The sequence below is a fragment of the Hoeflea algicola genome (genome assembly GCF_026619415.1).
GTDB lineage: Bacteria > Pseudomonadota > Alphaproteobacteria > Rhizobiales > Rhizobiaceae > Hoeflea > Hoeflea algicola.
In genome coordinates, this window is the sequence record NZ_JAOVZR010000001.1 from 2,712,501 (window position 1) to 2,734,029 (window position 21,529).

20 protein-coding genes (1 of these 20 running past the window's edge) are annotated in these 21,529 nt (G+C 60.1%); 4 read left to right on the forward strand and 16 right to left on the reverse strand.

Going from position 1 to position 21,529, the window contains the following annotated elements:
* Window positions 1-136: the 3' portion of a M23 family metallopeptidase gene (locus OEG84_RS13295; RefSeq protein ID WP_267654189.1), read on the forward strand. It extends 1,811 nt beyond the left edge of the window; 136 of the gene's 1,947 nt are visible here — the last part of the coding sequence; its start codon lies off the left edge, out of view; its stop codon occupies window positions 134-136.
* Between the two features lie 398 nt (window positions 137-534).
* Here the strand turns inward: OEG84_RS13295 and clpB are convergent, their stop codons facing one another.
* From clpB to OEG84_RS13325, 6 genes are all read right to left on the reverse strand, one after another.
* Complete coding sequence (gene clpB, locus OEG84_RS13300; protein ID WP_267654190.1) at window positions 535-3,162, reverse strand: ATP-dependent chaperone ClpB; 2,628 nt, start codon at window positions 3,160-3,162, stop codon at window positions 535-537.
* 189 nt (window positions 3,163-3,351) lie between these two features.
* Complete coding sequence (locus OEG84_RS13305) at window positions 3,352-4,089, reverse strand: DUF4167 domain-containing protein (RefSeq protein WP_267654191.1); 738 nt, start codon at window positions 4,087-4,089, stop codon at window positions 3,352-3,354.
* Window positions 4,090-4,374: 285 nt separating this feature from the next.
* Entirely contained in the window at window positions 4,375-5,286 is a 912-nt protein-coding gene (gene prmC, locus OEG84_RS13310; RefSeq protein WP_267654192.1) for a peptide chain release factor N(5)-glutamine methyltransferase, read from the reverse strand.
* Complete coding sequence (gene prfA / locus OEG84_RS13315; RefSeq protein WP_267654193.1) at window positions 5,273-6,358, reverse strand: peptide chain release factor 1; 1,086 nt, start codon at window positions 6,356-6,358, stop codon at window positions 5,273-5,275. The genes prmC and prfA overlap by 14 nt, the downstream gene beginning before the upstream one ends.
* Window positions 6,359-6,371: 13 nt before the next feature.
* A complete protein-coding gene (ptsP, locus tag OEG84_RS13320; protein WP_267654194.1) occupies window positions 6,372-8,633 on the reverse strand; it encodes a phosphoenolpyruvate--protein phosphotransferase in 2,262 nt (753 codons plus the stop codon).
* A 108-nt stretch (window positions 8,634-8,741) separates the two neighbouring features.
* The gene (locus OEG84_RS13325; RefSeq protein ID WP_267654195.1) at window positions 8,742-10,016 is read right to left on the reverse strand and encodes an aspartate kinase; all 1,275 of its coding nucleotides are present in this window, start codon (window positions 10,014-10,016) and stop codon (window positions 8,742-8,744) included.
* A gap of 190 nt (window positions 10,017-10,206) precedes the next feature.
* On the opposite strand from OEG84_RS13325, the gene ubiG reads away from it, so the two are divergent.
* Window positions 10,207-10,959 (forward strand): bifunctional 2-polyprenyl-6-hydroxyphenol methylase/3-demethylubiquinol 3-O-methyltransferase UbiG, encoded by a 753-nt coding sequence (ubiG, locus tag OEG84_RS13330; RefSeq protein ID WP_267656182.1) that lies wholly within the window; start codon window positions 10,207-10,209, stop codon window positions 10,957-10,959.
* A 156-nt stretch (window positions 10,960-11,115) separates the two neighbouring features.
* Here ubiG and OEG84_RS13335 read toward each other — a convergent pair whose 3' ends face one another.
* From OEG84_RS13335 to OEG84_RS13350, 4 genes are read right to left on the reverse strand one after another with little or no spacing between them, the layout of a single operon-like run.
* The gene (locus tag OEG84_RS13335) at window positions 11,116-11,541 is read right to left on the reverse strand and encodes a DUF1178 family protein (protein ID WP_267654196.1); all 426 of its coding nucleotides are present in this window, start codon (window positions 11,539-11,541) and stop codon (window positions 11,116-11,118) included.
* A complete protein-coding gene (locus OEG84_RS13340) occupies window positions 11,538-12,398 on the reverse strand; it encodes a carbon-nitrogen hydrolase family protein (RefSeq protein WP_267654197.1) in 861 nt (286 codons plus the stop codon). The genes OEG84_RS13335 and OEG84_RS13340 overlap by 4 nt, the downstream gene beginning before the upstream one ends.
* Before the next feature lie 4 nt (window positions 12,399-12,402).
* Window positions 12,403-12,663, reverse strand: coding sequence for a glutaredoxin 3 (gene grxC, locus OEG84_RS13345; RefSeq protein ID WP_267654198.1), 261 nt, complete (start codon window positions 12,661-12,663; stop codon window positions 12,403-12,405).
* Between the two features lie 56 nt (window positions 12,664-12,719).
* Window positions 12,720-13,511: a ComF family protein gene (locus tag OEG84_RS13350; RefSeq protein WP_425602851.1), complete on the reverse strand. Its 792-nt coding sequence runs from the start codon at window positions 13,509-13,511 to the stop codon at window positions 12,720-12,722.
* Between the two features lie 229 nt (window positions 13,512-13,740).
* Here OEG84_RS13350 and OEG84_RS13355 point away from each other — a divergent pair, with 229 nt between their 5' ends.
* On the forward strand, window positions 13,741-14,457 hold the full coding sequence (locus OEG84_RS13355; protein ID WP_267656183.1) for a methyltransferase domain-containing protein: 717 nt from the start codon (window positions 13,741-13,743) through the stop codon (window positions 14,455-14,457).
* 29 nt (window positions 14,458-14,486) lie between these two features.
* Here the strand turns inward: OEG84_RS13355 and OEG84_RS13360 are convergent, their stop codons facing one another.
* The 6 genes from OEG84_RS13360 to OEG84_RS13385 all read right to left on the reverse strand — a co-directional run bounded on the left by OEG84_RS13360 (window position 14,487) and on the right by OEG84_RS13385 (window position 18,495).
* Window positions 14,487-14,660: a Flp family type IVb pilin gene (locus OEG84_RS13360; protein WP_267654200.1), complete on the reverse strand. Its 174-nt coding sequence runs from the start codon at window positions 14,658-14,660 to the stop codon at window positions 14,487-14,489.
* Window positions 14,661-14,706: 46 nt separating this feature from the next.
* Window positions 14,707-15,030 (reverse strand): hypothetical protein, encoded by a 324-nt coding sequence (locus tag OEG84_RS13365; protein ID WP_267654201.1) that lies wholly within the window; start codon window positions 15,028-15,030, stop codon window positions 14,707-14,709.
* A 121-nt stretch (window positions 15,031-15,151) separates the two neighbouring features.
* Window positions 15,152-15,559 (reverse strand): (deoxy)nucleoside triphosphate pyrophosphohydrolase, encoded by a 408-nt coding sequence (locus OEG84_RS13370; RefSeq protein ID WP_267654202.1) that lies wholly within the window; start codon window positions 15,557-15,559, stop codon window positions 15,152-15,154.
* Between the two features lie 4 nt (window positions 15,560-15,563).
* Entirely contained in the window at window positions 15,564-16,376 is an 813-nt protein-coding gene (locus tag OEG84_RS13375; protein WP_267654203.1) for a GNAT family N-acetyltransferase, read from the reverse strand.
* Window positions 16,357-17,598, reverse strand: coding sequence for a bifunctional glutamate N-acetyltransferase/amino-acid acetyltransferase ArgJ (gene argJ, locus OEG84_RS13380; protein WP_267654204.1), 1,242 nt, complete (start codon window positions 17,596-17,598; stop codon window positions 16,357-16,359). Before argJ ends, OEG84_RS13375 begins: the two co-directional genes overlap by 20 nt.
* Window positions 17,599-17,643: 45 nt before the next feature.
* Entirely contained in the window at window positions 17,644-18,495 is an 852-nt protein-coding gene (locus OEG84_RS13385; RefSeq protein WP_267654205.1) for a peptidylprolyl isomerase, read from the reverse strand.
* Between the two features lie 252 nt (window positions 18,496-18,747).
* On the opposite strand from OEG84_RS13385, the gene secA reads away from it, so the two are divergent.
* Complete coding sequence (gene secA, locus OEG84_RS13390; RefSeq protein ID WP_267654206.1) at window positions 18,748-21,465, forward strand: preprotein translocase subunit SecA; 2,718 nt, start codon at window positions 18,748-18,750, stop codon at window positions 21,463-21,465.
* Window positions 21,466-21,529 lie beyond the last annotated feature (64 nt).

Genomic DNA, 21,529 nt, shown 5'->3' on the forward strand with positions numbered 1-21,529 from the left:
GGACGCAATGCGGATTCGCCTGCCCGACGGCAAAACCCTCAAGGGCGATGCGCTCGATATGTTTGCCCGTGAACGCGATCGCATCAACGCGCTTCTCGATATCGAGGTTTCCAACAAGGAAGTCGCCAGCCGGTGACACCGTGCGCGCAAGCGGCAGTCAGACGCGCTGTCTCCAGGCATCGACCACACCGGAAGTCAGGCCAGAGTTTCATGCAGTAGGTACCGGCTATTCAAAGCGCGGCGCGGGCTTTGCGGCTCAGCCCGGATATGACCATGACATAGGACTGACGAATCGCCGAGAGCCACCTCATCGAGGGTTCGATCGTCAAACCGTTACAGCCATAAGGGGCTTCACCGCGCCTCCCAATGCATGGCGTGGTCCAATGGGTTCATGGCAATGATAACAAACCCGGATTGATCCAAGCACGACAGCGTCGCGCATCAACTTGGACGCGCGACGCTGCAAAATTGTGCATGACCGGAAAAACAAAAGGCGGGTCCGAAGATCCGCCTTTTGTTTTTTTCAGGCGGCGGTTACGCCGCTTCGCCTGGGGCTTCTTCCAGCGCGGCAGGCGCGTTCTGAGAAACCGCGAACACCAGCCTGTCAGATCCGGCGCTCACACTCACATGCGCGCCATCACCGACCTCACCCAGCAGGATTTTCTCTGCCAGCGGATCCTGCACGTATTTCTGCACGACGCGCTTGAGCGGGCGTGCGCCATAGGCGGGATCGTAGCCCTTCTCCGCCAGCCAGTCGCGGGCGGGGCCATCCAGCGTCACCTCGATCTTGCGATCGGCAAGAAGTTGGCCAAGCCGGCCAAGCTGGATGTCGACAATCGCTCCCATTTCCGACCGCCGCAGCCGCTGGAACAGGATGATCTCGTCCACCCGGTTGAGGAATTCCGGACGGAAGGCCGAACGCACCACGTTCATCACGTCGTCGCGCGCGGCATCCGCATCCTGGTCTTCACCCAGCGCGATAAGGTATTCCGCGCCCAGGTTCGATGTCATCACGATCAGCGTGTTGCGGAAATCGACCGTGCGGCCCTGTCCATCGGTCAGCCGGCCGTCATCAAGCACCTGCAACAGCACATTGAAGACATCCGGATGCGCCTTCTCGATCTCGTCGAACAGGATCACCTGATAGGGTCTGCGCCGCACCGCTTCGGTGAGTGCGCCACCCTCGTCATAGCCGACATAGCCGGGAGGCGCGCCGATCAGACGCGAGACCGAGTGCTTTTCCATATATTCGGACATATCCATCCGAATCAGCGCGGTCTCGTCATCGAACAGGAATTCGGCGAGCGCCTTGGTCAGTTCGGTCTTGCCGACACCGGTCGGCCCCAGAAAGATGAACGACCCCATCGGCCGGTTCGGGTCCTGCAACCCGGCACGGGCCCGGCGGACAGCCTTGGCGACAGCCTGAACTGCTTCACCCTGGCCGACCACCCGCTTGCCGATCTCGTCTTCCATCCTGAGCAGCTTATCACGCTCGCCTTGCAGCATCCGGTCAACAGGAATCCCGGTCCAACGCGAGACGATATGGGCGATATGATCCGGCGTCACAGTTTCCTCGACCATGCCGGCAACATCAGCCTCGTTATGAGCTTCGGCTTCTTCAAGCTGCCGCTCCAGTGCCGGGATCTCGCTATAGGCCAGTTCCCCGGCGCGCTGGTACTCGCCGCTGCGCTGGGCGATCGCCAGATCATTGCGTGCCGCCTCAAGCTTCTGCTTGAGATCGGCGGCATGGCCGAGCTTGTGCTTTTCCGATTGCCACCGCGCTGTCAGCGCATCAGACTTTTCCTCGATATCCGACAATTCCTTGTCGAGCCGTTCCAGCCGGTCCTTGGACGCCTGGTCAGTCTCTTTCTTCAGAGCCTCGCGTTCAATTTTCAGCTGCATGATGCGGCGATCGAGTTCATCGAGCTCTTCGGGTTTGGAATCGACCTGCATCCGCAACCGCGCGGCCGACTCGTCAACCAGATCGATCGCCTTGTCGGGCAGAAACCGGTCAGTAATGTAGCGGTTGGAAAGCACGGCTGCAGAGACCAGCGCCGAATCGCTGATTCGCACCTTGTGATGCTGCTCGTATTTTTCCTTGAGCCCGCGCAGGATCGAAACCGTATCCTCAACGGTAGGCTCTTCCACCATCACCGGCTGGAACCGCCGGGCAAGGGCTGCGTCCTTTTCCACGTGCTTGCGGTACTCATCAAGCGTCGTTGCGCCGACACAGTGCAACTCGCCACGCGCCAGCGCCGGCTTCAACAGGTTTGACGCATCCATCGCTCCGTCGGCCTTGCCCGCGCCAACCAGCGTGTGCATCTCATCGATGAAAAGGATGATCCCGCCATTGTTGGCCTGTATTTCCGACAACACCGCCTTCAGCCGTTCCTCGAACTCGCCACGGTATTTCGCGCCGGCGATCAGCGCGCCCATGTCGAGCGACATCAGTTGCTTGTCCTTCAGCGATTCGGGCACGTCACCATTGACGATCCGGAGCGCCAGACCTTCAGCGATCGCGGTCTTGCCAACGCCGGGCTCGCCAATCAGCACCGGATTGTTCTTGGTGCGGCGTGACAGCACCTGAATGGTACGTCGAATTTCTTCATCGCGGCCGATCACCGGGTCCAGCTTGCCTTCACGTGCAGCCTCGGTCAGGTCACGAGCATATTTTTTCAAAGCATCGAAACCCTGTTCGGCCCCGGCACTGTCAGCGGTGCGGCCCTTCCGGATCTCGTTGATGGTCTGGTTAAGGCCTTGTGCCGTCAAACCGGCCTTGGAGAGAATTTTCGAGGTGGCCGCGGAGTTTTCAATCACCAACGCCAGCAACAGCCTTTCGACGGTGACAAAACTGTCCCCGGCCTTCTTTGCGCCATCCTCCGCCGTCTGGAACACCTTGGCAATCGGCTGCGACAGATAGAGCTGCCCGTTACCACCACTCACCTTGGGCAATTTCGCCAGCGCCGCATCATTGCCCAACCGGACATCGGCTGGCCTGCCGCCAGCGCGCTCGATCAGCGACGAGGCCATACCCTGATCATCGTCCATCAACACCTTGAGCAGGTGCTCCGGCACAAATTGCTGGTGCCCTTCGGCCAAGGCATATGACTGTGCGGACTGGATGAAGCCGCGCACGCGCTCCGAGTATTTTTCAATATTCATGATTTTCTCCTTTGCATGTCCCGCCCTTTTCGGCACGAAACATCGATCCCGGACGAACTCCCGAATGCGGCAAGCCCGTGTGATAAATCAGATATGGGTATTGTTTCCTGCCCGATAAAGGCCCGTCATGGCATAAAAAAACCCCGGCCGCGGACGGTCGGGGTTTGAAGTGTGCAAGGATGCACGGTCTCAATCGGCAGCAGCGGGCTCGATCTTGGCCGGCTTTTCCTTCTCGCTGCTTGCAGCCTCCGTGGTCTCCTCGGTGCGTACCCGGCGCGGACGTCCACGGCGACGCGGTGCGGGTGCAGCCGCCTCATCCTTGGGCTCTTCCTGTTTGATCGCAACTTCGGCCGGCACGCCATCAATCACCGGCTGCGGCGAGTCTGCATTGAATACCGGTTGTGCGTCTTGTGTATCCTGACGCGGTGCGCGCGGTGCCCGCTCACTTCGATTGGAGCGTTCCTGGCGCGGCTGGCGCTCGGCGCGGGGTTGCTGCGGCGGCTGGTCGCCCCGATCAGAACGTTCAGACCGTCGCTCCTGCGTACCATTGCCGTCCTGATCGTCATCATTGTCGCGATCATCGTCGTCCTGATCCTGCGAATCACGGTTCTGCGGCTGGTTTTCATCACGCTGGAAACGCTCCTGCAGCTGCGCCTGGGCAGTCAGGATAATGCGATTGTAGTGCTCTGCGTGCTGAAGATAATTTTCGGCCATCACCCGGTCGCCTGAACTTTGCGCATCACGCGCCAGGTTCATGTATTTTTCCGCGACATGCTGCGCCGTACCACGAATTTTCACATCGGGACCGGAACTGTCATAGGTCCGCGAAAGCGGGCTTTGACCTTTGCGATTGCCACCACCGCCACCGCCGCCGCCGTTGTTTCCGCTGCGTCCGCGACCGCGCTTATTTTGCTGTCCTGGCCTCATTCGATAGTCACCTGGTTGTGTTCCTGAAAATATGGATTGGCGCGTCGGCCGACATCCCAGCTCGCACATTGCGCCGCGACAAAGGATCGTTCACCGATCCCGTCGCAATTATGGGTTCAAATTCAGATACCCGCGCCAGAGGCTGTCCTGAGAAACACCCGCATATAAAGTGGATTTCTGGAACCGAGCCGTCGGATCGAATCTGTTTCAAGACCTGCTATCCGGCACTGGCCCGGAAACTAGCCATGTTTGCCCGCAATTCCAAGCTTTTTCTTGTCCAAATCATCAATTGTTCTTATCGGCCCCCGCCCGCGCCTCCGGCAAATGGAATAGAAGTGCCCGTTCGACGCCGCCGAGATCGGCAAATTTGCCTGACAGCTCAAACCCCGCTGCGCAGAAAAGCCCGGTCACCGAGCTCCCCTGCCCGATGCCTATTTCCATCGCCACCTGGCCACCGGGCATGAGCCTTGCGCCCACCTGACTGGCTAGCACACGATAGGCATCAAGACCGTCATCACCGCCGTCCAGAGCCAACAGAGGATCATGCCCGGTCACTTCAAGCGACAACCCCGCCAGATCCGCAGTCGGAATATAGGGAGGATTGGACACGACCAGGTCGAACCGATCCTCAATCCCCGAAAGCCAGTCGCCAACCGCGGCGCGATAACGCGCCGACAATCCAAGCCTGTCGGCGTTCCCGAGCGCAGTTGCCACTGCCTCGGCGGATACGTCGACGCCTAGGCCGTTGGCTTGCGGGCACTCCGCCAGCAACGCCAGGCCGACCGCTCCTGTGCCGATGCCCAGATCGACGATCGAACAGGTGCCTTTGCGCTCCAGTGTAGCGTGAACATGCGGCAGCGCCGCGATGACCAGTGTTTCCGTGTCCGGGCGCGGCTCAAGCGTGGCCGCTGACAACAGAAACGGCAGCCCGTAAAAATCCCGCATCCCGAGAATTCGGTGCACAGGCTTGCCCTGAAGCCGCGCGTTGCCGGCCTCTGCCAGCCTTTCCCGCAAAGATTCGTCAAGCACCGACTGGGCTTCGGTGGTCAGATGGTGCGGCTCAATTCCGGCAAGACTTGAACTCAGCAAACGGGCATCGAGATCAGCGCTTTCCAATCCGGCAGCGCGAAACGCAGCCCGCATTTCGAGCCAGCCATCGCGCAGCGTGGTGGCGCCGGAAAGATCAAGCCTGGCCATGGCTGCCGAGCGTCGCCAACTGCCCCGCCTGATGGTCGGAGATCAGTGCATCCACCACTTCATCTATCTCGCCCATCATCATCCGGTCGAGCTTGTAAAGGGTCAGGTTGATGCGGTGATCGGTGATCCGTCCCTGCGGATAATTATAGGTGCGAATTCGTTCCGACCGGTCACCCGAGCCAACCTGGCTGCGCCGCGACTCCGACCGCTCGTCGTCGGCCCGCTGCCGCTCCATATCATACAGCCGCGCGCGCAGCACCTGCATCGCACGCGCCCGGTTCTGGTGCTGCGATTTTTCAGACGACGTCACCACAATGCCCGATGGCAAATGGGTTATCCGCACAGCCGAATCGGTGGTGTTGACGTGCTGGCCGCCAGCACCGGATGCGCGCATGGTGTCTATCCGGATATCGTCGGGACGAATCTCGATGTCGATGTCTTCAGCTTCCGGCAGCACTGCGACGGTGGCCGCCGACGTGTGTATCCGCCCGCCTGATTCGGTTTCCGGCACCCGCTGCACCCGGTGCACGCCGGATTCGAACTTCAGACGGGCAAACACGCCCTTGCCCGAGATTGTGGCGATGATTTCCTTGTAGCCGCCAGCCTCGCCCTCGCTTGCCGACAGCACCTCGACCCGCCACCCGTGCGAGGAAGCATAGCGCTCATACATGCGGAACAGGTCGCCAGCGAACAGCGCGGCCTCCGAGCCACCGGTGCCGGCGCGGATTTCGACGATGGCGCTACGTTCATCTGCAACATCCTTGGGCAGCAGCATGATCTCGATCTGCTGTTCCAACTCCTCGATTTTGCCCTTGATGCCGCGCAATTCGCCCTCGGCCAGCTCCCGCATCTCCCGGTCGGATGACCGGTCGTCAACCATCGCCTGAAGGTCGTCGCGCTCGGCGAGTGCCGCGTTCAGTGCACGAATCTCACCGACCAGTGGCTGCAGTTCCGAATATTCGGACGCCAGCTTCACATAGGTCTCCGCGTCCGGGCCCGACGACATGCGGGCCTCGACCTCGCCAAACCGGCGTTCAAGTTCACGAATTTTCTGCGTCGGCAATCGTGCCATATCTGTTTGGTCCCTAAAGGCTCACGCTATTTGCGTCTGCAAAATCCATCAGGAACTCGCGCACAGTCTTCTCGCTCCTGGTGTCGGCGATCGCCTCCAGCAAGCCCGTTTCGAGCTTTCCCAGATCCAGCGACAGCAGCATCGACTTGACCGGGCCGATTGCCGCCGGCGACATCGATATCGAGCGAAATCCCAGCCCCATCAATGCCATCGCCGAAAGCGGTTTGCCAGCGATTTCACCGCACAGCGTCAAGGGTGTCTTTGCACGGTCGGCAGCCTGAACGATCTGCCGTAACACCCGCAGGAACGGCCGCCCCAGCGTGTCGAACCGGTCCGCCACCCGGGAATTGCCGCGGTCCACCGCCATGACAAACTGAAACAGATCATTGGACCCGACCGAAACGAAATCCACCTCATTCATCAGCTCATCGAGCTGCCACATCAGGCTCGGCACTTCCAGCATGGCGCCGAATAACACGCGACTTGGCAACTGATACCCGAAACGCGCCAGCCGCTTGACTTCCTTGTCGACAAGCTCTCGCGCCAGTCGCAGTTCATTGACCTCGGTGACCATCGGCAACATCAGTTTTAGTTCAGTTCCGGCCGCAGCTTTCAGCAAAGCGCGGATCTGCATCCGCAGCAGTCCCGGCCGGTCCAGCGAAAACCGGATCGCACGCCAGCCGAGCGCCGGATTTTCTTCTTCCGCAGAACGGAAATAGGGCACCACCTTGTCGCCACCGATATCCAAAGTCCGAAAGGTAACCGGTCGCCCCTCAGCCTGATGGATGACATTGCGGTAGAGGCTTTCCTGTTCGTCGACCTTGGGCATGGTCGAGGCGATCATGAATTGCAGTTCGGTGCGAAACAGGCCGATGCCACTGGCGCCGGATTCCGCCAGTTGCGGCAGATCCACCAGCAGCCCGGCATTCATGTGCAGCGTGATCTCCTGGCCATCGCGGGTGCGCGATTCGACATCCCGCAGGGCGCGGAACTGCTCCTGCCGCTTGGCACGGAAACGTACCTTGTCGGCATAGGCGCTCTCGATGTCGGCCATCGGGCGCAGGTGGACAACGCCATCCTCGCCATCAACAATGATCGCGTCGCGGTTTTCTGCCAGGGAGGAGATACCGATCACCTGGCCAACAACAGGAATACCCATGGCGCGAGCGACGATCACCACATGGCTGGTCACCGCACCGTCCTCGAGCACCAGACCACGCAACGAATCGCGTGGATAATCCAGCAATTCGGCGGCCCCCATGGCCCGGGCAACGATAATAGCATCCTGAGGCAGACCGGCGCCGCCCGGCACGAAGCCGGTCAGCTGCCTGAGCAGCCGATTGGCCAGATCATCAAAATCGTGCAACCGCTCGCGAAGATAGGGATCGGTCATGTGGATCATGCGCGCACGCGTGTCGCTTTGCACCTTTTCCACCGCCGCTTCGCAGGTCAGCCCGTTGCGGATGGCTTCTTCAAGCTTTCTCACCCAGCCACGGTCATGTGCAAACATCCGGTAGGCTTCCAGCACCGCCCGGTGTTCACCCTCCATCGCCACTTCACGTCGCGACAACATGTCGTCGATCGAGATCCTTAGTGACCCCAGCGCCTCATCCAGCCGCTGCAGTTCGGCATCAATGTCGTCATTGAGCAGGTCAGTGACGACAATTCGTGGCTCGTGCAGGATTACGTGCCCCAACCCGATGCCCTCGCCATAGGCATCGCCCTCGATTGTAACTGGCCGGCTCAGGTCCAGTTCCATCCCCGAACGGGTGATCTGCTTGAGGTCGCCCGTGGCGATCATCTCGGCAAGCACCATCGAGGTGGTCTCGAGTGCCTCCACCTCTTCTTCGCGGTATTTCCGGTGCGCCTTGTTCTGAAGCACCAGAACACCAAGCGACCGCCCGGCTCTCAGAATCGGAACGCCAAGGAAAGAATTGTATATTTCTTCGCCGGTCTCCGGCAGATAAGTAAACGCCGGGTGGGTCCGGGCGTCGGACAAATTGAGCGAGCGTGCGCTGGAAGCGATCGTGCCGACCAGACCCTGGCCCATTTTCAGTTGCGCCAGATGAACCGCATCCTTGTTCAGACCTTCGGTGGCAAACAGCTCCAACACGCCATCGGCGCGCAGCACATAAAACGAGCACACTTCGGCGACCATATTGGACGCAATCTGGCGAACGATCTGGTCAAGGCGCTCCTGCGGCTCAAGGGGCTCCGCCATCAATTCGCGCAGCCGCCTGAGAAGGACGCGCGGACCCGTTGAAAGGTCTCTCATCGCGCTTCATTCTCCAATTCACATATCCGGCCCGGGACATTCCCGACCGGTTCAAGGCTCGGCTCTGACCGGCTTGGTAAGGTCTCGCTGGTCTCGGGTCGGATCTGACTATGTCTTATCGAGACCATAGACGGAATGCAAAGTTCTCACTGCAAGCTCGGCATAGGCACCGTCAATCAGGATCGAAATCTTGATCTCAGAAGTTGTTATCGCCTTGATGTTGATCGACTTTTCCGCGAGCGCCTTGAACGCCGTTGCAGCCACGCCGGCGTGGCTGCGCATGCCGATGCCGATCACCGAGACCTTTGCCAGGCCTGATTCGCTCTGAACCACATCATAGCCGATGCCGCTCTTGTTCTGGTCTAGTACCGACAAAGCCTTGGGCGCATCGCTGGACGGCACGGTGAATGTCATGTCGGTGCGCGATCCGTCTTCCGAGATGTTCTGGACGATCATGTCGACATTGATATGGGAATCGGCGAGCGGGCCGAATATTGCCGCCGACACACCGGGTCGGTCGGCCAGCCGCCGGAGCGAAATCTGGGCTTCATCCTTGGCATAGGCGATGCCGGTAACGACTTCCTGTTCCACGATTTCTTCCTCGTCGCAAATAAGAGTTCCGGGCGGATTGTTCGGGTCGCCCATTCCAGGCGCATCCGGATCATCAAAGCTGGAGCGCACAAAAGTTCTGACCTTGTGCACCATCGCCAGTTCCACCGAACGGACCTGCAGTACCTTGGCGCCGAGCGATGCCATCTCGAGCATTTCCTCGAACGCGATCTTCTTCATCCGCCGCGCCTTGGGTTCGACCCGCGGATCAGTGGTGTAGACACCATCGACGTCGGTATAGATATCACAGCGGTCAGCCTTGATCGCCGCGGCGATTGCCACCGCGCTGGTGTCGGAACCACCGCGTCCCAGCGTCGCCAGCCGGTTGTCGGGGCCGACGCCTTGAAAGCCGGCAACCACGGCAACCTGGCCGATTTCGAATCGTTTGATCAGTTCGGTGCCGTCAATATCGACGATCCGCGCCGCGCCATGCGCATTGTCGGTCTTCACCGGAATCTGCCAGCCATGCCAGGATCGGGCGTCAACGCCCATCGATTGCAGCGCAATCGCCAGCAGGCCACTGGTTACCTGCTCTCCCGAGGCGACAATCGCGTCGTATTCGCGGGCGTCGTAGAACGAGGCATCGGCGCCTGCCACTTTCGGCATCGCCTGAACCCAGCCGACCAGCTCGTTGGTCTTGCCGGCCATTGCCGACACCACCACAGCAACCTGATTGCCGGCGTCAACTTCCCTTTTGACATGCCGGGCCACGTTATGGATCCGGTCAAGGTCGGCAACCGACGTGCCGCCAAACTTCATCACTATGCGGGCCATATCAAACTATCCGCTGGGTAACCCGGAACCGGGCAGAAAAAACGCTCCGGATGCCGGAGCGGAAGGACGCGGTCTCATAACCAATAATCCACGTGGCTGCAACTGGAGCCGCGATGTGACACAGACGGCCCTTGACAAGGCGCGCCCGACGCCCGAGTTGATGGACCGGGACAAACTCGGGAGAAAACCGATGAGCCAAGCCACTCGGACAACCATTGACCAGAGTGAAATCGAGCGTTTTTCGGCCATGGCCGCCGAATGGTGGAGCCCGACAGGCAAATTCCGCCCCTTGCATAAATTCAATCCAGTTCGGCTGAGCTACATTCGTGATCAGATCGCCGCGCATTATGGCCGCGATCCGAAGACCGACCAGCCGCTGGCAGGTTTGAGAGTCCTCGATATTGGTTGCGGTGGCGGTCTGCTGTCGGAGCCGATGGCGCGTATGGGCGCGGAAGTGCTCGGCGCCGATGCCTCGCGCACCAATGTCGAAGTCGCGGCCATCCACGCCGCCCAGACCGGCGTTGATGTCACCTACGAGGCGGTGACTTCTGAGGAACTGGCCGCCCGTGGCGAACGCTTTGACGTGGTGCTCAACATGGAAGTTGTCGAGCACGTCGCCGATGTTGACCTGTTCCTGTCTTCTTGTGCCGAAATGGTCAAACCCGGCGGCCTGATGTTCATTGCCACCATCAATCGCACCATGAAGGCGATGGCGCTGGCGATCGTGGGGGCGGAGTATGTTTTGCGCTGGCTGCCGCGCGGCACCCATCAGTACGAAAAGCTGGTGCGGCCGGAAGAAATCGAGGCTCCACTCCTGGCATCCGGAATGAGCATCATCGACCGGACCGGCGTATTCTACAGTCCCCTGCAGGACCAGTGGAAATTGTCGCGCGACATGGATGTCAATTACATGATGCTCGCCAAACGCCCCGAGGTCGGATGACACCTCGGCTGCAGGCTAACAAAACCGGACGCGTTATCGGCTGCGGCAAAGTTCAACGGTTCCCGGAGCAGGAAGCCCTGCACTTCGGGCGCATCACAAGCAGCCACATGCAGGCCGAAACTATAGATCTCAAGGTGAAGGCCGCGGCCACTCACCTCAACTCAGATCCTCTGGAAGATCCGGCAGAGGTGCAATGCCGATGCCCTCCTCGACCAGCGCCCGTGCGTCCTCTTGCGACGCCTTGCCGATAATACCCCGCGCCTCGGTCTCGCCATGATGGATCTTGCGGGCTTCATCGGGAAAACGGTCGCCGACATCCTCGGAATTGTCGCGGACCGCCTTCACCATCTCCCGGAGCTTGCGCATCATCTCGTGCTTTTCGGGAGCCAGTGCCAACGGCCGCTTGTCCTGCCCCCGTGAGACCGAGACGGAAGGCGTCATCAATGCCTTGCCGATGGCGCGCGAGCCACATGAGGGGCATTCAACCAGTTCACGTTCAATCTGCGCATCAAAATCCGTGCTCGAAGAAAACCATCCTTCGAACTCGTGGTCATTGTCGCATTGCAAATTGAACTTGATCACGCCACACGCACTCCTTCTGCCATCTTCTGCTGGCCATCGACCCGGTAATTCCGCGCATTCTTCAGATTGGGGATCTTGGCCCGCGCTGCCTTCACTTCATCCAGCGCCAGGCTGGCGATCACCACACCCGGATCGTCTCCTTTGGCCTCGGCAAGCACACGGCCCCAGGGATCGACGATGATCGAATGCCCGTAGGTCTCGCGGCCGTCCTCATGCACACCGCCTTGGGCCGCCGATATCACGAAAGCACCGTTTTCGATCGCCCGGGCGCGCTGCAGCACATGCCAGTGCGCTTCGCCCGTCTGCCGGGTAAACGCCGCCGGCGCGGTCAGGATTTCGGCGCCAGCCAGCGCCAGGTCACGAAACAGATCCGGAAAACGGATGTCATAACAGATCCCCATCCCCAGACGCGTGCCACCGATGTCAACAGTCTGCGCTACATCACCGGGGCGGTAAAGCGCGCTTTCGCGCCAGCTTTCGCCATTGTCCAGATTCACATCGAACATATGGATCTTGTCATAGCGGGCCAGCAGGCCGCCATCCGGTCCGAACACCACGCCGCGATTGGCGGCCATGCCGTCGCCCGCGGCCACCGCGGTCGATCCGATATGAAGGTGGATCCCCAACTCGGCGGCCAGCGCAGAGGCTGCGGCCAGAACCGGGTCATCAGTTTCGGATCTGAGCATTTGCTGCAACGCAGCCCGGTCGCGCTGTACCGCGCCGGTCATTTCCGGCGTCTGTACATACCGTGCGCCACGAGAAGCGGCTTCGCGAACCAGATCATCCATGACCGCAATATTGGTCTGCGGGGATACCCCGGACCGCATCTGGATGGCTGCGACCACCAACTCGCTCATCGCCTCAAGCTCCCGCCAGCATTGGGTCGAGCTTGCCGGCGCGTTCCAACGCGAGCAATTCGTCACAACCGCCAACATGGGTGCCATCAATGAAAATCTGTGGGAATGTCGCCCGGCCATTGGCCTTGGTGATCATCTCCTGGCGAAGATCCGGCGAGGACGTCGCATCGTGTTCGGTAAAGCTCACACCCTTGCCCTCAAGCAGGCGTTTGGCGGCGGTGCAATAGCCACAAAATTGGCGCGTATAAACGGTTACTTCAACCATGCGTGTCTCCAGGGTTACAGGATGGCCAAGCCTTCTTCTGCGTTCGGCCAAGCCTCCTAGGCATATAGGGTTTCCTCTCCCGACCTTGCAACCCTGGCAAAGGTCAGAACATTGACCTCACCGGCTCCGCCACGCTTGAGCGCCCGCGTCGCAGCTTCCACCGTAGCTCCCGTGGTCAGCACATCATCAACCAGCAAAATTCGGACGCCGAAAAGACGCGCCTTCTGCGTCTCTGGCGTCCTGAACGCACCCCGCACATTATCCTGCCGCGCTCTCAGACCCAAGCCCACCTGCCGCTCGGTGGCGCGGACCCGATGCAATCCCGCTGGCAGGAAACGCTTGCCCGACAGCCGGGCAACAGCCCGCGCAAGCTCGGCGGATTGATTGTAGTGCCGAGAAAACAACCGCCGGCGGTGCAAAGGTACGGCGATTATCACATCACTATCATCGATCACGTCACGACCGGCACGAACCATCCAGGCAGCCATCATTTCGGCGAGATCGGCGCGGTCGGAATATTTCAGCCCCTGCGCAATCTTGCGCGCCACCCCATCGTAAAACACTGCGGCCCGCGCCTTGCCATAGGCAGGTGGCCGAGCGATTGCCTCAGGCGAAACCAGCCCTTCGCCGCGATCATGGTCGAACGGCGCACCGGTTATTTCGCAATAGGGTCGTTCAATGAACCGCACGCTCTGCCAACAGACAGCGCACAAAGCGGCGTGATCGCCGGTCATGATTCCGCAACCGGCGCAGATCGGTGGGTAGACAAGCCGCATCGCCTGCCCGCCTGCGCGACCGAGCGCAAACGCCAAATGATGCAGTGGATGGCCTGATCCGCGGATCTCCATTTATTGACTTTAACGCCGTTCCATCCAACAAGCGAGCCAATCACCAAGTGCCGGAGCGAAACATGGACCAATTGTTTGACCACGCGCTTATGCGCCAGCGTCGCGAGCGCGCCCTTGCAAGTTTCCAGCCGGGTGCGGATTTTCTGGCCCGCCGGGTCGCCGAGGACATGGCTGAGCGCCTATCCGTCGTTGCGCGCCATTTCGACCAACCGGTGCAACTGCATGGCGGATCGACACTTGCCGCCGACCTGATGCAGGCGACCGGGAAAACCGAAAAATTCAGTTTCATCGATTGCTGTCAGGTGCCGGGTCTGGATGGCCGCAACCTCAGTCTGTCCCCCCCGATCTGGCTCCGCTTGAACCGCAAAGCGTGGATCTGGTGATCTCTCCGCTGGCGCTGCATCTGACAAACGACACGCCCGGAGTTCTGGTGCAATTGCGCAGGGCGCTCAAGCCGGATGGCTTGTTGCTCGCCGCCACACCCGGCGCCGGCACGCTTGCCGAATTGCGCGAGGCGCTTTTGACCGCAGAAAGCGAACTCACCGGCGGGGCTAATGCCCGGGTACACCCTTTTGCCGACATCCGTGACTATGGCGGCCTGCTGCAACGCGCTGGTTTCGCGCTGCCGGTCACAGACATCGAGGACATCGTCGTACGCTATGATGACATGTTTGCCCTGCTGCGCGATCTGCGCGGCATGGGCATGACCTCGATCTTGAGCGACCGCAGCCGCCTACCGGGCCGCAGGGCGATGTTCCTGCGGGCGGCGGAGATCTATGCTGAGCGTTTTTCAGACCCGGACGGGCGCGTACGCGCCAGTTTTCCGGTGGTTCACCTGTCGGGATGGGCGCCGCATGAAAGCCAGCAAAAGCCGCTCAAGCCGGGGTCTGCGAAGGCACGACTAGCCGACGCGCTGAAAGCTCCGGAGCAAAAACTGCCGCGTTAAGGCTAGGCTTAACGAGGATCTGTAACGCCCTACTGGCTATTGACCAGGTGCTGTGCAGCCCCGTCGAAGGTATTGTTGATGGTGTTTCCGAGCGTCGAGGCGCCAACCACAAGGGCAATCGAAAGAAATCCCGCGATAAGCCCGTATTCAATTGCGGTGGCGCCGCTCTTGTCCTTCAGAAACCAAGTCATCACTGTTTTCATATCGATGTTCCGTCTCCAGGGGCTTGGGGGAAATACGCAGTCTGCCTTAGCAATCCCCGCTGGTCCGGCCATCCGTACGAATGATGCAGACGGCGCCGGGAATATCCTGCAGGATCGATTTCCGCACGGTGTAGTATGTGCCCTTCGAGCGTTGCGGAATTGAACCAGTGGTGATGTTGTCATATTGGGAAGGCGACCAGGCAACCCGCGATGTCGCGGTGCGATCGGCGACGATCGGCGTCAGGATCATCGCAACCGCAATGGCAGCGGTGCCAAACAGCAACGCCACGCGAACCGCACCAAACCGATTGCTCCGGTTTTCGTCGCCAGATCTGTCCATTGCCGTCACCCAAAAATCGCTACTAGCCATGATCTCTCCACTGAGAATCCTTTCGGATTCGTCATTCAGGGGCAGTGTGGCTTGCTAAAATTGAGGATTGATTAACGCTGTTATCAGTTTGGCTCGTTTCGACCATAACCGCGGCAAATAGTTACAGCAGATCGATCAGATACGGAATCAACGGCTCGTCGGCCGGCGGCATTGGATAGGTGCGCATGTCCCGCGGGCGGACCCATTTGAGTACCTGCCCCTCAAGCCCGCGTGCAGAACCCTCGAAACGCCTGCAGACAAACAGCGGCATCAGCAGATGAAACTCGTCATAGCTGTGACTGGCAAATGTCAGCGGTGCGAGGCAATCGGTCTTGGTCGCAACCCCGAGTTCCTCCATCAATTCACGGATCAGCGCGGCTTCCGGAGTTTCGCCCGGTTCCACCTTGCCACCGGGAAATTCCCACAATCCCGCCAGTTTCTTGCCCTTGGGACGCTGCGACAACAGCACCCGCCCATCTGCATCGACGAGCGCGCAAGCGACAACCAGCAGCATTTTCTTGCCTGTCATGAAATTACTGTCCCGGTTTCACACGATAGGCGTAGCGATAGACCTCGCCGAAGCCGAGCCCCTTATACAACGCCACCGCGGCCGTATTGGCGGTTTCCACCTGCAGCCATGCCGTCTCGGCGCCCCGATGTCGGGCCCAGCGAAGCGCCGCCCTGATCACATCCCGGCCATGCCCGGCGCGCCGGGCATCGGCACGGGTTGCTAGCTCGAACAATCCGGCCATGTCGTTGTCATGAACACACAGCGCCGTCGCCGTCGGGCCGGTCTTATCATCCTCGATCACGAACAAACCGCTTGAGGGACGTATCGAACTCAGCACTTCGGCCAATCCGGCTTTCAGTGACTGGTCACGGCCATGAACCGTGATCGCCGCATCGACATAGCGACCAATATCGCGAACCGGCAGGTAGTCCATGCCGCCATCGATATCCAGCCGGTCGATCGCCCCGGCCATGACGATTGTCTCATCGAACCGCCGCCAGCCATGCGCGTCCAGAAAGGCTTCGAGTTGCGGCGGCGCCAGCGGCGATTGCCGGAACACGAGCGGCCTGTCATAGGCATCGAACCGGCGCGCGGCGCGTTCCACCCTGATCTCGATGTCACCGTGATCGGACGGATCGAGAGGATTGACCGAATTCAACCGTTTGGAAGGATGCCCAGCAGTCAAGCGGATCTGCCAGCTGCCATCATACTGAATAGAGGCCGCAGGCCATGCCCGGAACCCAACCGCTTCCAGTCGCCTGACTATCGCAAGATTGGGCACTATTAGCTCCGCTCTCGGTGGTTCGGACAGATTATCAACTCCGGTAGTCGCCATTAATCTCGACATATGCCTTGGTCAGGTCGCAGGTAAACACCCGCGCCTTGCCACGTCCGATTCCGAGATCGACCCTGATGGTGATCTCATCGCGTTTCATCACCTCCGACGCGGCGGCTTCGCTGTAGTCGGGGTCCCGCTCGCCATCAACCGCAACCCGGATGTCGCCGAACCAGATTGCCAGCTTGTCACGCTCGGCCTTTTCTCCGGCCTTGCCGACGGCCATGACGACACGGCCCCAATTTGCATCTTCGCCTGCAATTGCGGTCTTGACCAGTGGTGAATTGGCAATCGACCGGGCGATGCGGCCCGCCGCCTTTGCCGAGCCTGCACCGGTGACCAGAATTTCGACCTGCTTGCGTGCGCCCTCACCGTCGCGAACGATCTGGATCGCCAGATCTTCCATGAGATCGGCCAGCGCCTTGGAAAAGCCGCGCGCCCGGGGGTCACCTGCCGCCGATATCGCCCCAGCACCCAGCTCGGAAGCGGCCCCGGTCGCAAATACCAGCAGCGTATCGGAGGTGGAGGTATCGCTGTCGACGGTGACCGCATTGAAGGTCGACCCCACGTGCCGGCTGAGCATTGCCTGCAGCGCCGCCGCCTCGATATCGGCGTCGGTAACGATGAAGGAAAGCATGGTCGCCATATCGGGGGCGATCATGCCCGCGCCCTTGGCCATGCCGTTCAGCGTCACCGTCACGCCGTCGATCCGCGCCGTCCGTGTGGCCACTTTCGGGTAGGTGTCGGTGGTCATGATCGCCCGTGCCGCGTCGAGCCAGCGATCACCGCTGGCCGAGACCGCCATCTGCCCGAGCACTGATGCGAATTTGCTCGCATCCAGCGGTTCCCCGATTACGCCGGTCGACGCCAGAAAGACTTCGGCTTCGCTGCACCCGACAGCTTCTGCCGCAGCGCTCGCCGTCATCGCCGTTGAGGCACGCCCTTTCTGGCCGGTGAACGCGTTGGCGTTTCCCGAATTGACCACCAGCGCCCGCGCCTGACCTCCGCCGAGATTTTCCCGGCAGAAGTCAACTGGCGCCGACGGGCATTTCGAGGTCGTGAACACGCCCGCCACAGCCGCCGGCCGGTCGAAAACCATCAGCATCACGTCCGTGCGATCAGCGTATTTGATCCCGGCCGCAGCCGTTTCTATCCGCGCGCCCCTTATCGGGGGCAGCGCGGCATAGGTTTTCGGAGCCAGAGGAGAAATGTCACTGGACATGCGTTTGGTCCTCGTTTGGCGGAGGGTTTCCGCCCGAAAATGCGCTTAGGGTTGCTTGGTGATCGCCTCATAAGCTGTCTTCAGATCCGGGTCGACGACCTCGATCTCGATCCCCTCGCGGGCACCGCGGATGAGATCTGCATACCGCTCGCGCATGAGCATCTGGCGGACCTGACCGGCAACTTCCTCAAAAGCCGGCGGCGCAGTTTCCCTGCGGTCTTCGACCTTGATCACATGCCAGCCGAACTGGGTCTTGACCGGTTCCTTGGCGTATTCACCCTTCTTCAGGGTAAAGGCTGCGGCCTCGAATTCAGGCACCATGCGGCCCTTGGTGAAATAGCCGAGATCACCACCTTGTGCAGCACTCGGCCCTGTCGACTTTTCCTTCGCCAATTCTGCAAAATCCTTGCCGGCCTCAAGCTCGGCGATAACTGCCTTGGCTTCTTCTTCGGTCTTGAGCAGGATGTGGCGTGCGCTGATTTCTTCTACCGGCGGTGTGGCTGCGACTTCCTTCTCATAGCGCGCCTTGACGTCGGCATCGGTGACCGGATCGACAACCGTCGCCTTGAAAAGCGCGTTGTGCAGAGCCCTGTCGCGCTGGAATGCCATCAATTTCTTGAAATCGTCTGTCTGGTCGAGCTTCTCGCCCTCGGCTTTGCGTGCCAGCGTCTTGATATCGATAACGGCTGCAAGAGCTGCGACGCGGCGCTGTTCCGCCGGAAGCTTGTCGAACTGCGGGTCCAGGTCGCCTTCGGCCAAATTCAGCTCCGAGGTCCGGATTTCAGCCCCCGCAACAATCGCGACTACCGGATCTGTCTCATCAGCGGCATGCCCCTGCACCGGCAGGAAGGCAATGGTCGTCAAGAGGAGCGTGGCTGTAAGCTGCGATAAGCGCATGGACTAACCTTTCATTGGGAAGCATCTTTCGACAGCCACCCCTGTACCAGGGAGAACTTGGCCATCTTGTGACGGCCCTTTGCCGCCGTTGACATCGTTCAACCCCCTCTTATCTGTCAGCCAACCGTCCGTCCAGATGACTTTCACCCGGTGAAGGTGGTCTGGACTGCGATTCCAACCGTTTCACCGGCAGCCATTCAGCGCCGGTTCTCCGCCCTGCCGTTCGCGCAGTCTCAAGAAAGGACCATTACAATGGTCAAGATCGGCGCTATCGCCCGCAAAATGTTCGGTTCATCCAATGATCGTCGGATCAGGGCCTACAACCCGAGAATAGCGGCCATTAATGCCCTTGAGCCGGAAATTAGCGCCTTGAGCGATGCCGAACTCGCGGCCCGCACGACACAATTTCGTGAGCAGATCGCAGCCGGCACCAAGGTCGATGATCTGTTGATCCCGGCCTTCGCCACCGTTCGCGAGGCAGCCCGCCGGGCCATCGGCCTGCGCCCGTTCGACGTCCAGCTCATCGGCGGCATGATCCTCAACGAAAACGCCATTGCCGAAATGAAGACCGGCGAAGGTAAAACGCTCGTCGCCACGCTTCCGGTCTATCTTAACGCCCTTTCCGGCAAGGGCGTGCACGTGGTCACCGTCAACGATTATCTGGCTACCCGCGACGCCGAATGGATGAGCCAGATCTACAGCTTCCTTGGCCTGACCACCGGCATCATCGGCCATGGCATGGATGATGATGAACGCCGCGCTGCCTACGCCTGCGACATCACCTATGCCACCAACAACGAACTTGGCTTCGACTATCTACGCGATAACATGAAGTATGATCGCGCCCAGATGGTGCAGCGCGGGCACCATTACGCCATCGTCGACGAGGTCGATTCAATTCTTGTCGACGAAGCGCGCACCCCGCTTATCATTTCAGGACCGCTGGACGATCGCTCCACCCTTTACAACAGCATCGACACGCTGATTCAGAAGCTCGAACCCGACGATTACGAAATCGACGAAAAGCAGCGCTCTGCCACCTTTACCGAAGTGGGCACCGAGAAGCTGGAAGCCATGCTGACCGAAGCCGACATGCTCAAGGGCGAATCGCTCTATGACGTCGAAAACGTCGCGATCGTGCACCACATCAACAACGCACTGAAGGCCCACCGGCTGTTCACGCGCGACAAGGATTACATCGTCCGCAACGACGAAATCGTCATCATTGACGAGTTCACCGGCCGCATGATGCCGGGCCGCCGCTATTCGGAAGGCCAGCACCAGGCGCTTGAAGCCAAGGAAGGCGTCAAGATCCAGCCGGAAAACCAGACGTTGGCGTCGATCACCTTCCAGAACTATTTCCGGATGTATGAAAAACTTGGCGGCATGACCGGCACCGCAGCTACCGAAGCCGAGGAATTTGGCAATATTTACGGCCTCGACGTCGTTGAAGTGCCTACCAATGTTCCCATCGCCCGTATTGACGAGGACGATGAGGTTTACCGCACGGTCGAGGAAAAGTACCAGGCCATCATCGCCGACATCAAGCAGGCGCGCGAGCGCAAGCAACCCGTGTTGGTGGGCACCACATCAATCGAGAAGTCGGAAATCCTGGCAGAACTGCTGCGCAAGGATGGCCTGACCGATTTCAAGGTGCTCAATGCCCGTTACCACGAGCAGGAAGCCTATATCGTCTCCCAGGCCGGTGTGCCCGGCGCCATCACCATCGCCACCAACATGGCCGGTCGAGGAACCGACATCCAGCTCGGCGGCAACGCCGACATGCGTGTCGCGCTGGAGCTTGAGGACGTTCCTGAAGGCCCGGAACGCGACAAGCGCGAACAGGAAATCCGCGCCGAGATCCAGACGCTCAAGGACGAGGCTCGCGCTGCTGGTGGACTTTACGTGCTCGCCACCGAACGCCATGAAAGTCGCCGCATCGACAATCAGTTGCGCGGCCGTTCCGGCCGGCAGGGCGACCCCGGTCGCTCCAAGTTCTTCCTGTCGCTGCAGGATGACCTGATGCGCATCTTCGGCTCCGAGCGTATGGACGGCATGCTCAAGTCTCTCGGCCTCAAGGAAGGCGAGGCGATCGTCCATCCCTGGATCAACAAGGCGTTGGAACGAGCCCAGAAAAAGGTCGAGGCACGCAACTTCGACATCCGCAAAAACTTGCTCCAGTACGACGACGTGATGAATGACCAGCGCAAGGTCATCTTTGAGCAGCGCAAGGAACTGATGGACGCGGAATCGATTTCCGAGATCATCGCCGACATGCGCCAGGAAGTGGTCGACGGTCTGGTCAGCCTGCATATCCCGGAACGGGCTTATGCCGAGCAATGGAACGTTGCCGAATTGAAGAAGGGCGTCGAGGCCTATCTCAATCTGGATTTACCGATCGAACAATGGGCTGCCGAGGAAGGCATCGCCGAGGACGATATTCGCGCCCGAATCACCGAAGCGGTAGAGAAGATGGCTGCGGAACGGGCAGAAAGGTTCGGCCCGGAAGTCACCACTTATGTGGAAAAATCAGTGGTACTTCAAACCCTTGATCACCTCTGGCGCGAACATTTGGTCAATCTTGACCACCTGCGTTCGGTGGTCGGGTTCCGCGGTTACGCGCAACGCGACCCGCTTCAGGAATACAAATCCGAAGCCTTTGAGTTGTTCCAGGCACTGCTTGCAAATCTGCGTCAGGCGGTCATGGCACAGCTGATGCGTGTCGAAATCGTTCGCGAAGCCGCGGCAGAGCCGAGCCTGCCTGAAGGCATGGAAGGTCATCATCTCGACGCCAGCACCGGCGAAGACGAATTCGAATCGCAACAAGCCGTGGCGGCGGCGGCTTTGGGTATCGTTGCCCCGGAAAACCGTAACCCCGAGGATCCGGAAACCTGGGGCAAGGTCGGCCGCAACGAGGCCTGCCCCTGCGGTTCTGGCAAAAAATACAAGCACTGCCACGGTGCCTTTTAACATCGTTTCGGTGCTGAACCGAAACGATGTTCAACCGGTCAGCGCGGAAGCTTTTCCGCCTGCC

Bases quoted from the DNA above. Each gene is read 5' to 3' on its own strand.
- OEG84_RS13365 (WP_267654201.1), bottom strand. From the start codon at position 15,030: ATGGCTAGTAGCGATTTTTGGGTGACGGCAATGGACAGATCTGGCGAC.
- OEG84_RS13370 (WP_267654202.1), bottom strand. From the start codon at position 15,559: ATGACAGGCAAGAAAATGCTGCTGGTTGTCGCTTGCGCGCTCGTCGAT.
- secA (WP_267654206.1), top strand. From the start codon at position 18,748: ATGGTCAAGATCGGCGCTATCGCCCGCAAAATGTTCGGTTCATCCAAT.
- OEG84_RS13375 (WP_267654203.1), bottom strand. From the start codon at position 16,376: ATGGCGACTACCGGAGTTGATAATCTGTCCGAACCACCGAGAGCGGAG.
- OEG84_RS13340 (WP_267654197.1), bottom strand. From the start codon at position 12,398: ATGAGCGAGTTGGTGGTCGCAGCCATCCAGATGCGGTCCGGGGTATCC.
- prfA (WP_267654193.1), bottom strand. From the start codon at position 6,358: ATGGCACGATTGCCGACGCAGAAAATTCGTGAACTTGAACGCCGGTTT.
- OEG84_RS13385 (WP_267654205.1), bottom strand. From the start codon at position 18,495: ATGCGCTTATCGCAGCTTACAGCCACGCTCCTCTTGACGACCATTGCC.
- clpB (WP_267654190.1), bottom strand. From the start codon at position 3,162: ATGAATATTGAAAAATACTCGGAGCGCGTGCGCGGCTTCATCCAGTCC.
- ubiG (WP_267656182.1), top strand. From the start codon at position 10,207: ATGAGCCAAGCCACTCGGACAACCATTGACCAGAGTGAAATCGAGCGT.
- grxC (WP_267654198.1), bottom strand. From the start codon at position 12,663: ATGGTTGAAGTAACCGTTTATACGCGCCAATTTTGTGGCTATTGCACC.
- OEG84_RS13305 (WP_267654191.1), bottom strand. From the start codon at position 4,089: ATGAGGCCAGGACAGCAAAATAAGCGCGGTCGCGGACGCAGCGGAAAC.
- OEG84_RS13325 (WP_267654195.1), bottom strand. From the start codon at position 10,016: ATGGCCCGCATAGTGATGAAGTTTGGCGGCACGTCGGTTGCCGACCTT.
- OEG84_RS13350 (WP_425602851.1), bottom strand. From the start codon at position 13,511: ATGGAGATCCGCGGATCAGGCCATCCACTGCATCATTTGGCGTTTGCG.
- ptsP (WP_267654194.1), bottom strand. From the start codon at position 8,633: ATGAGAGACCTTTCAACGGGTCCGCGCGTCCTTCTCAGGCGGCTGCGC.
- prmC (WP_267654192.1), bottom strand. From the start codon at position 5,286: ATGGCCAGGCTTGATCTTTCCGGCGCCACCACGCTGCGCGATGGCTGG.
- OEG84_RS13360 (WP_267654200.1), bottom strand. From the start codon at position 14,660: ATGAAAACAGTGATGACTTGGTTTCTGAAGGACAAGAGCGGCGCCACC.
- argJ (WP_267654204.1), bottom strand. From the start codon at position 17,598: ATGTCCAGTGACATTTCTCCTCTGGCTCCGAAAACCTATGCCGCGCTG.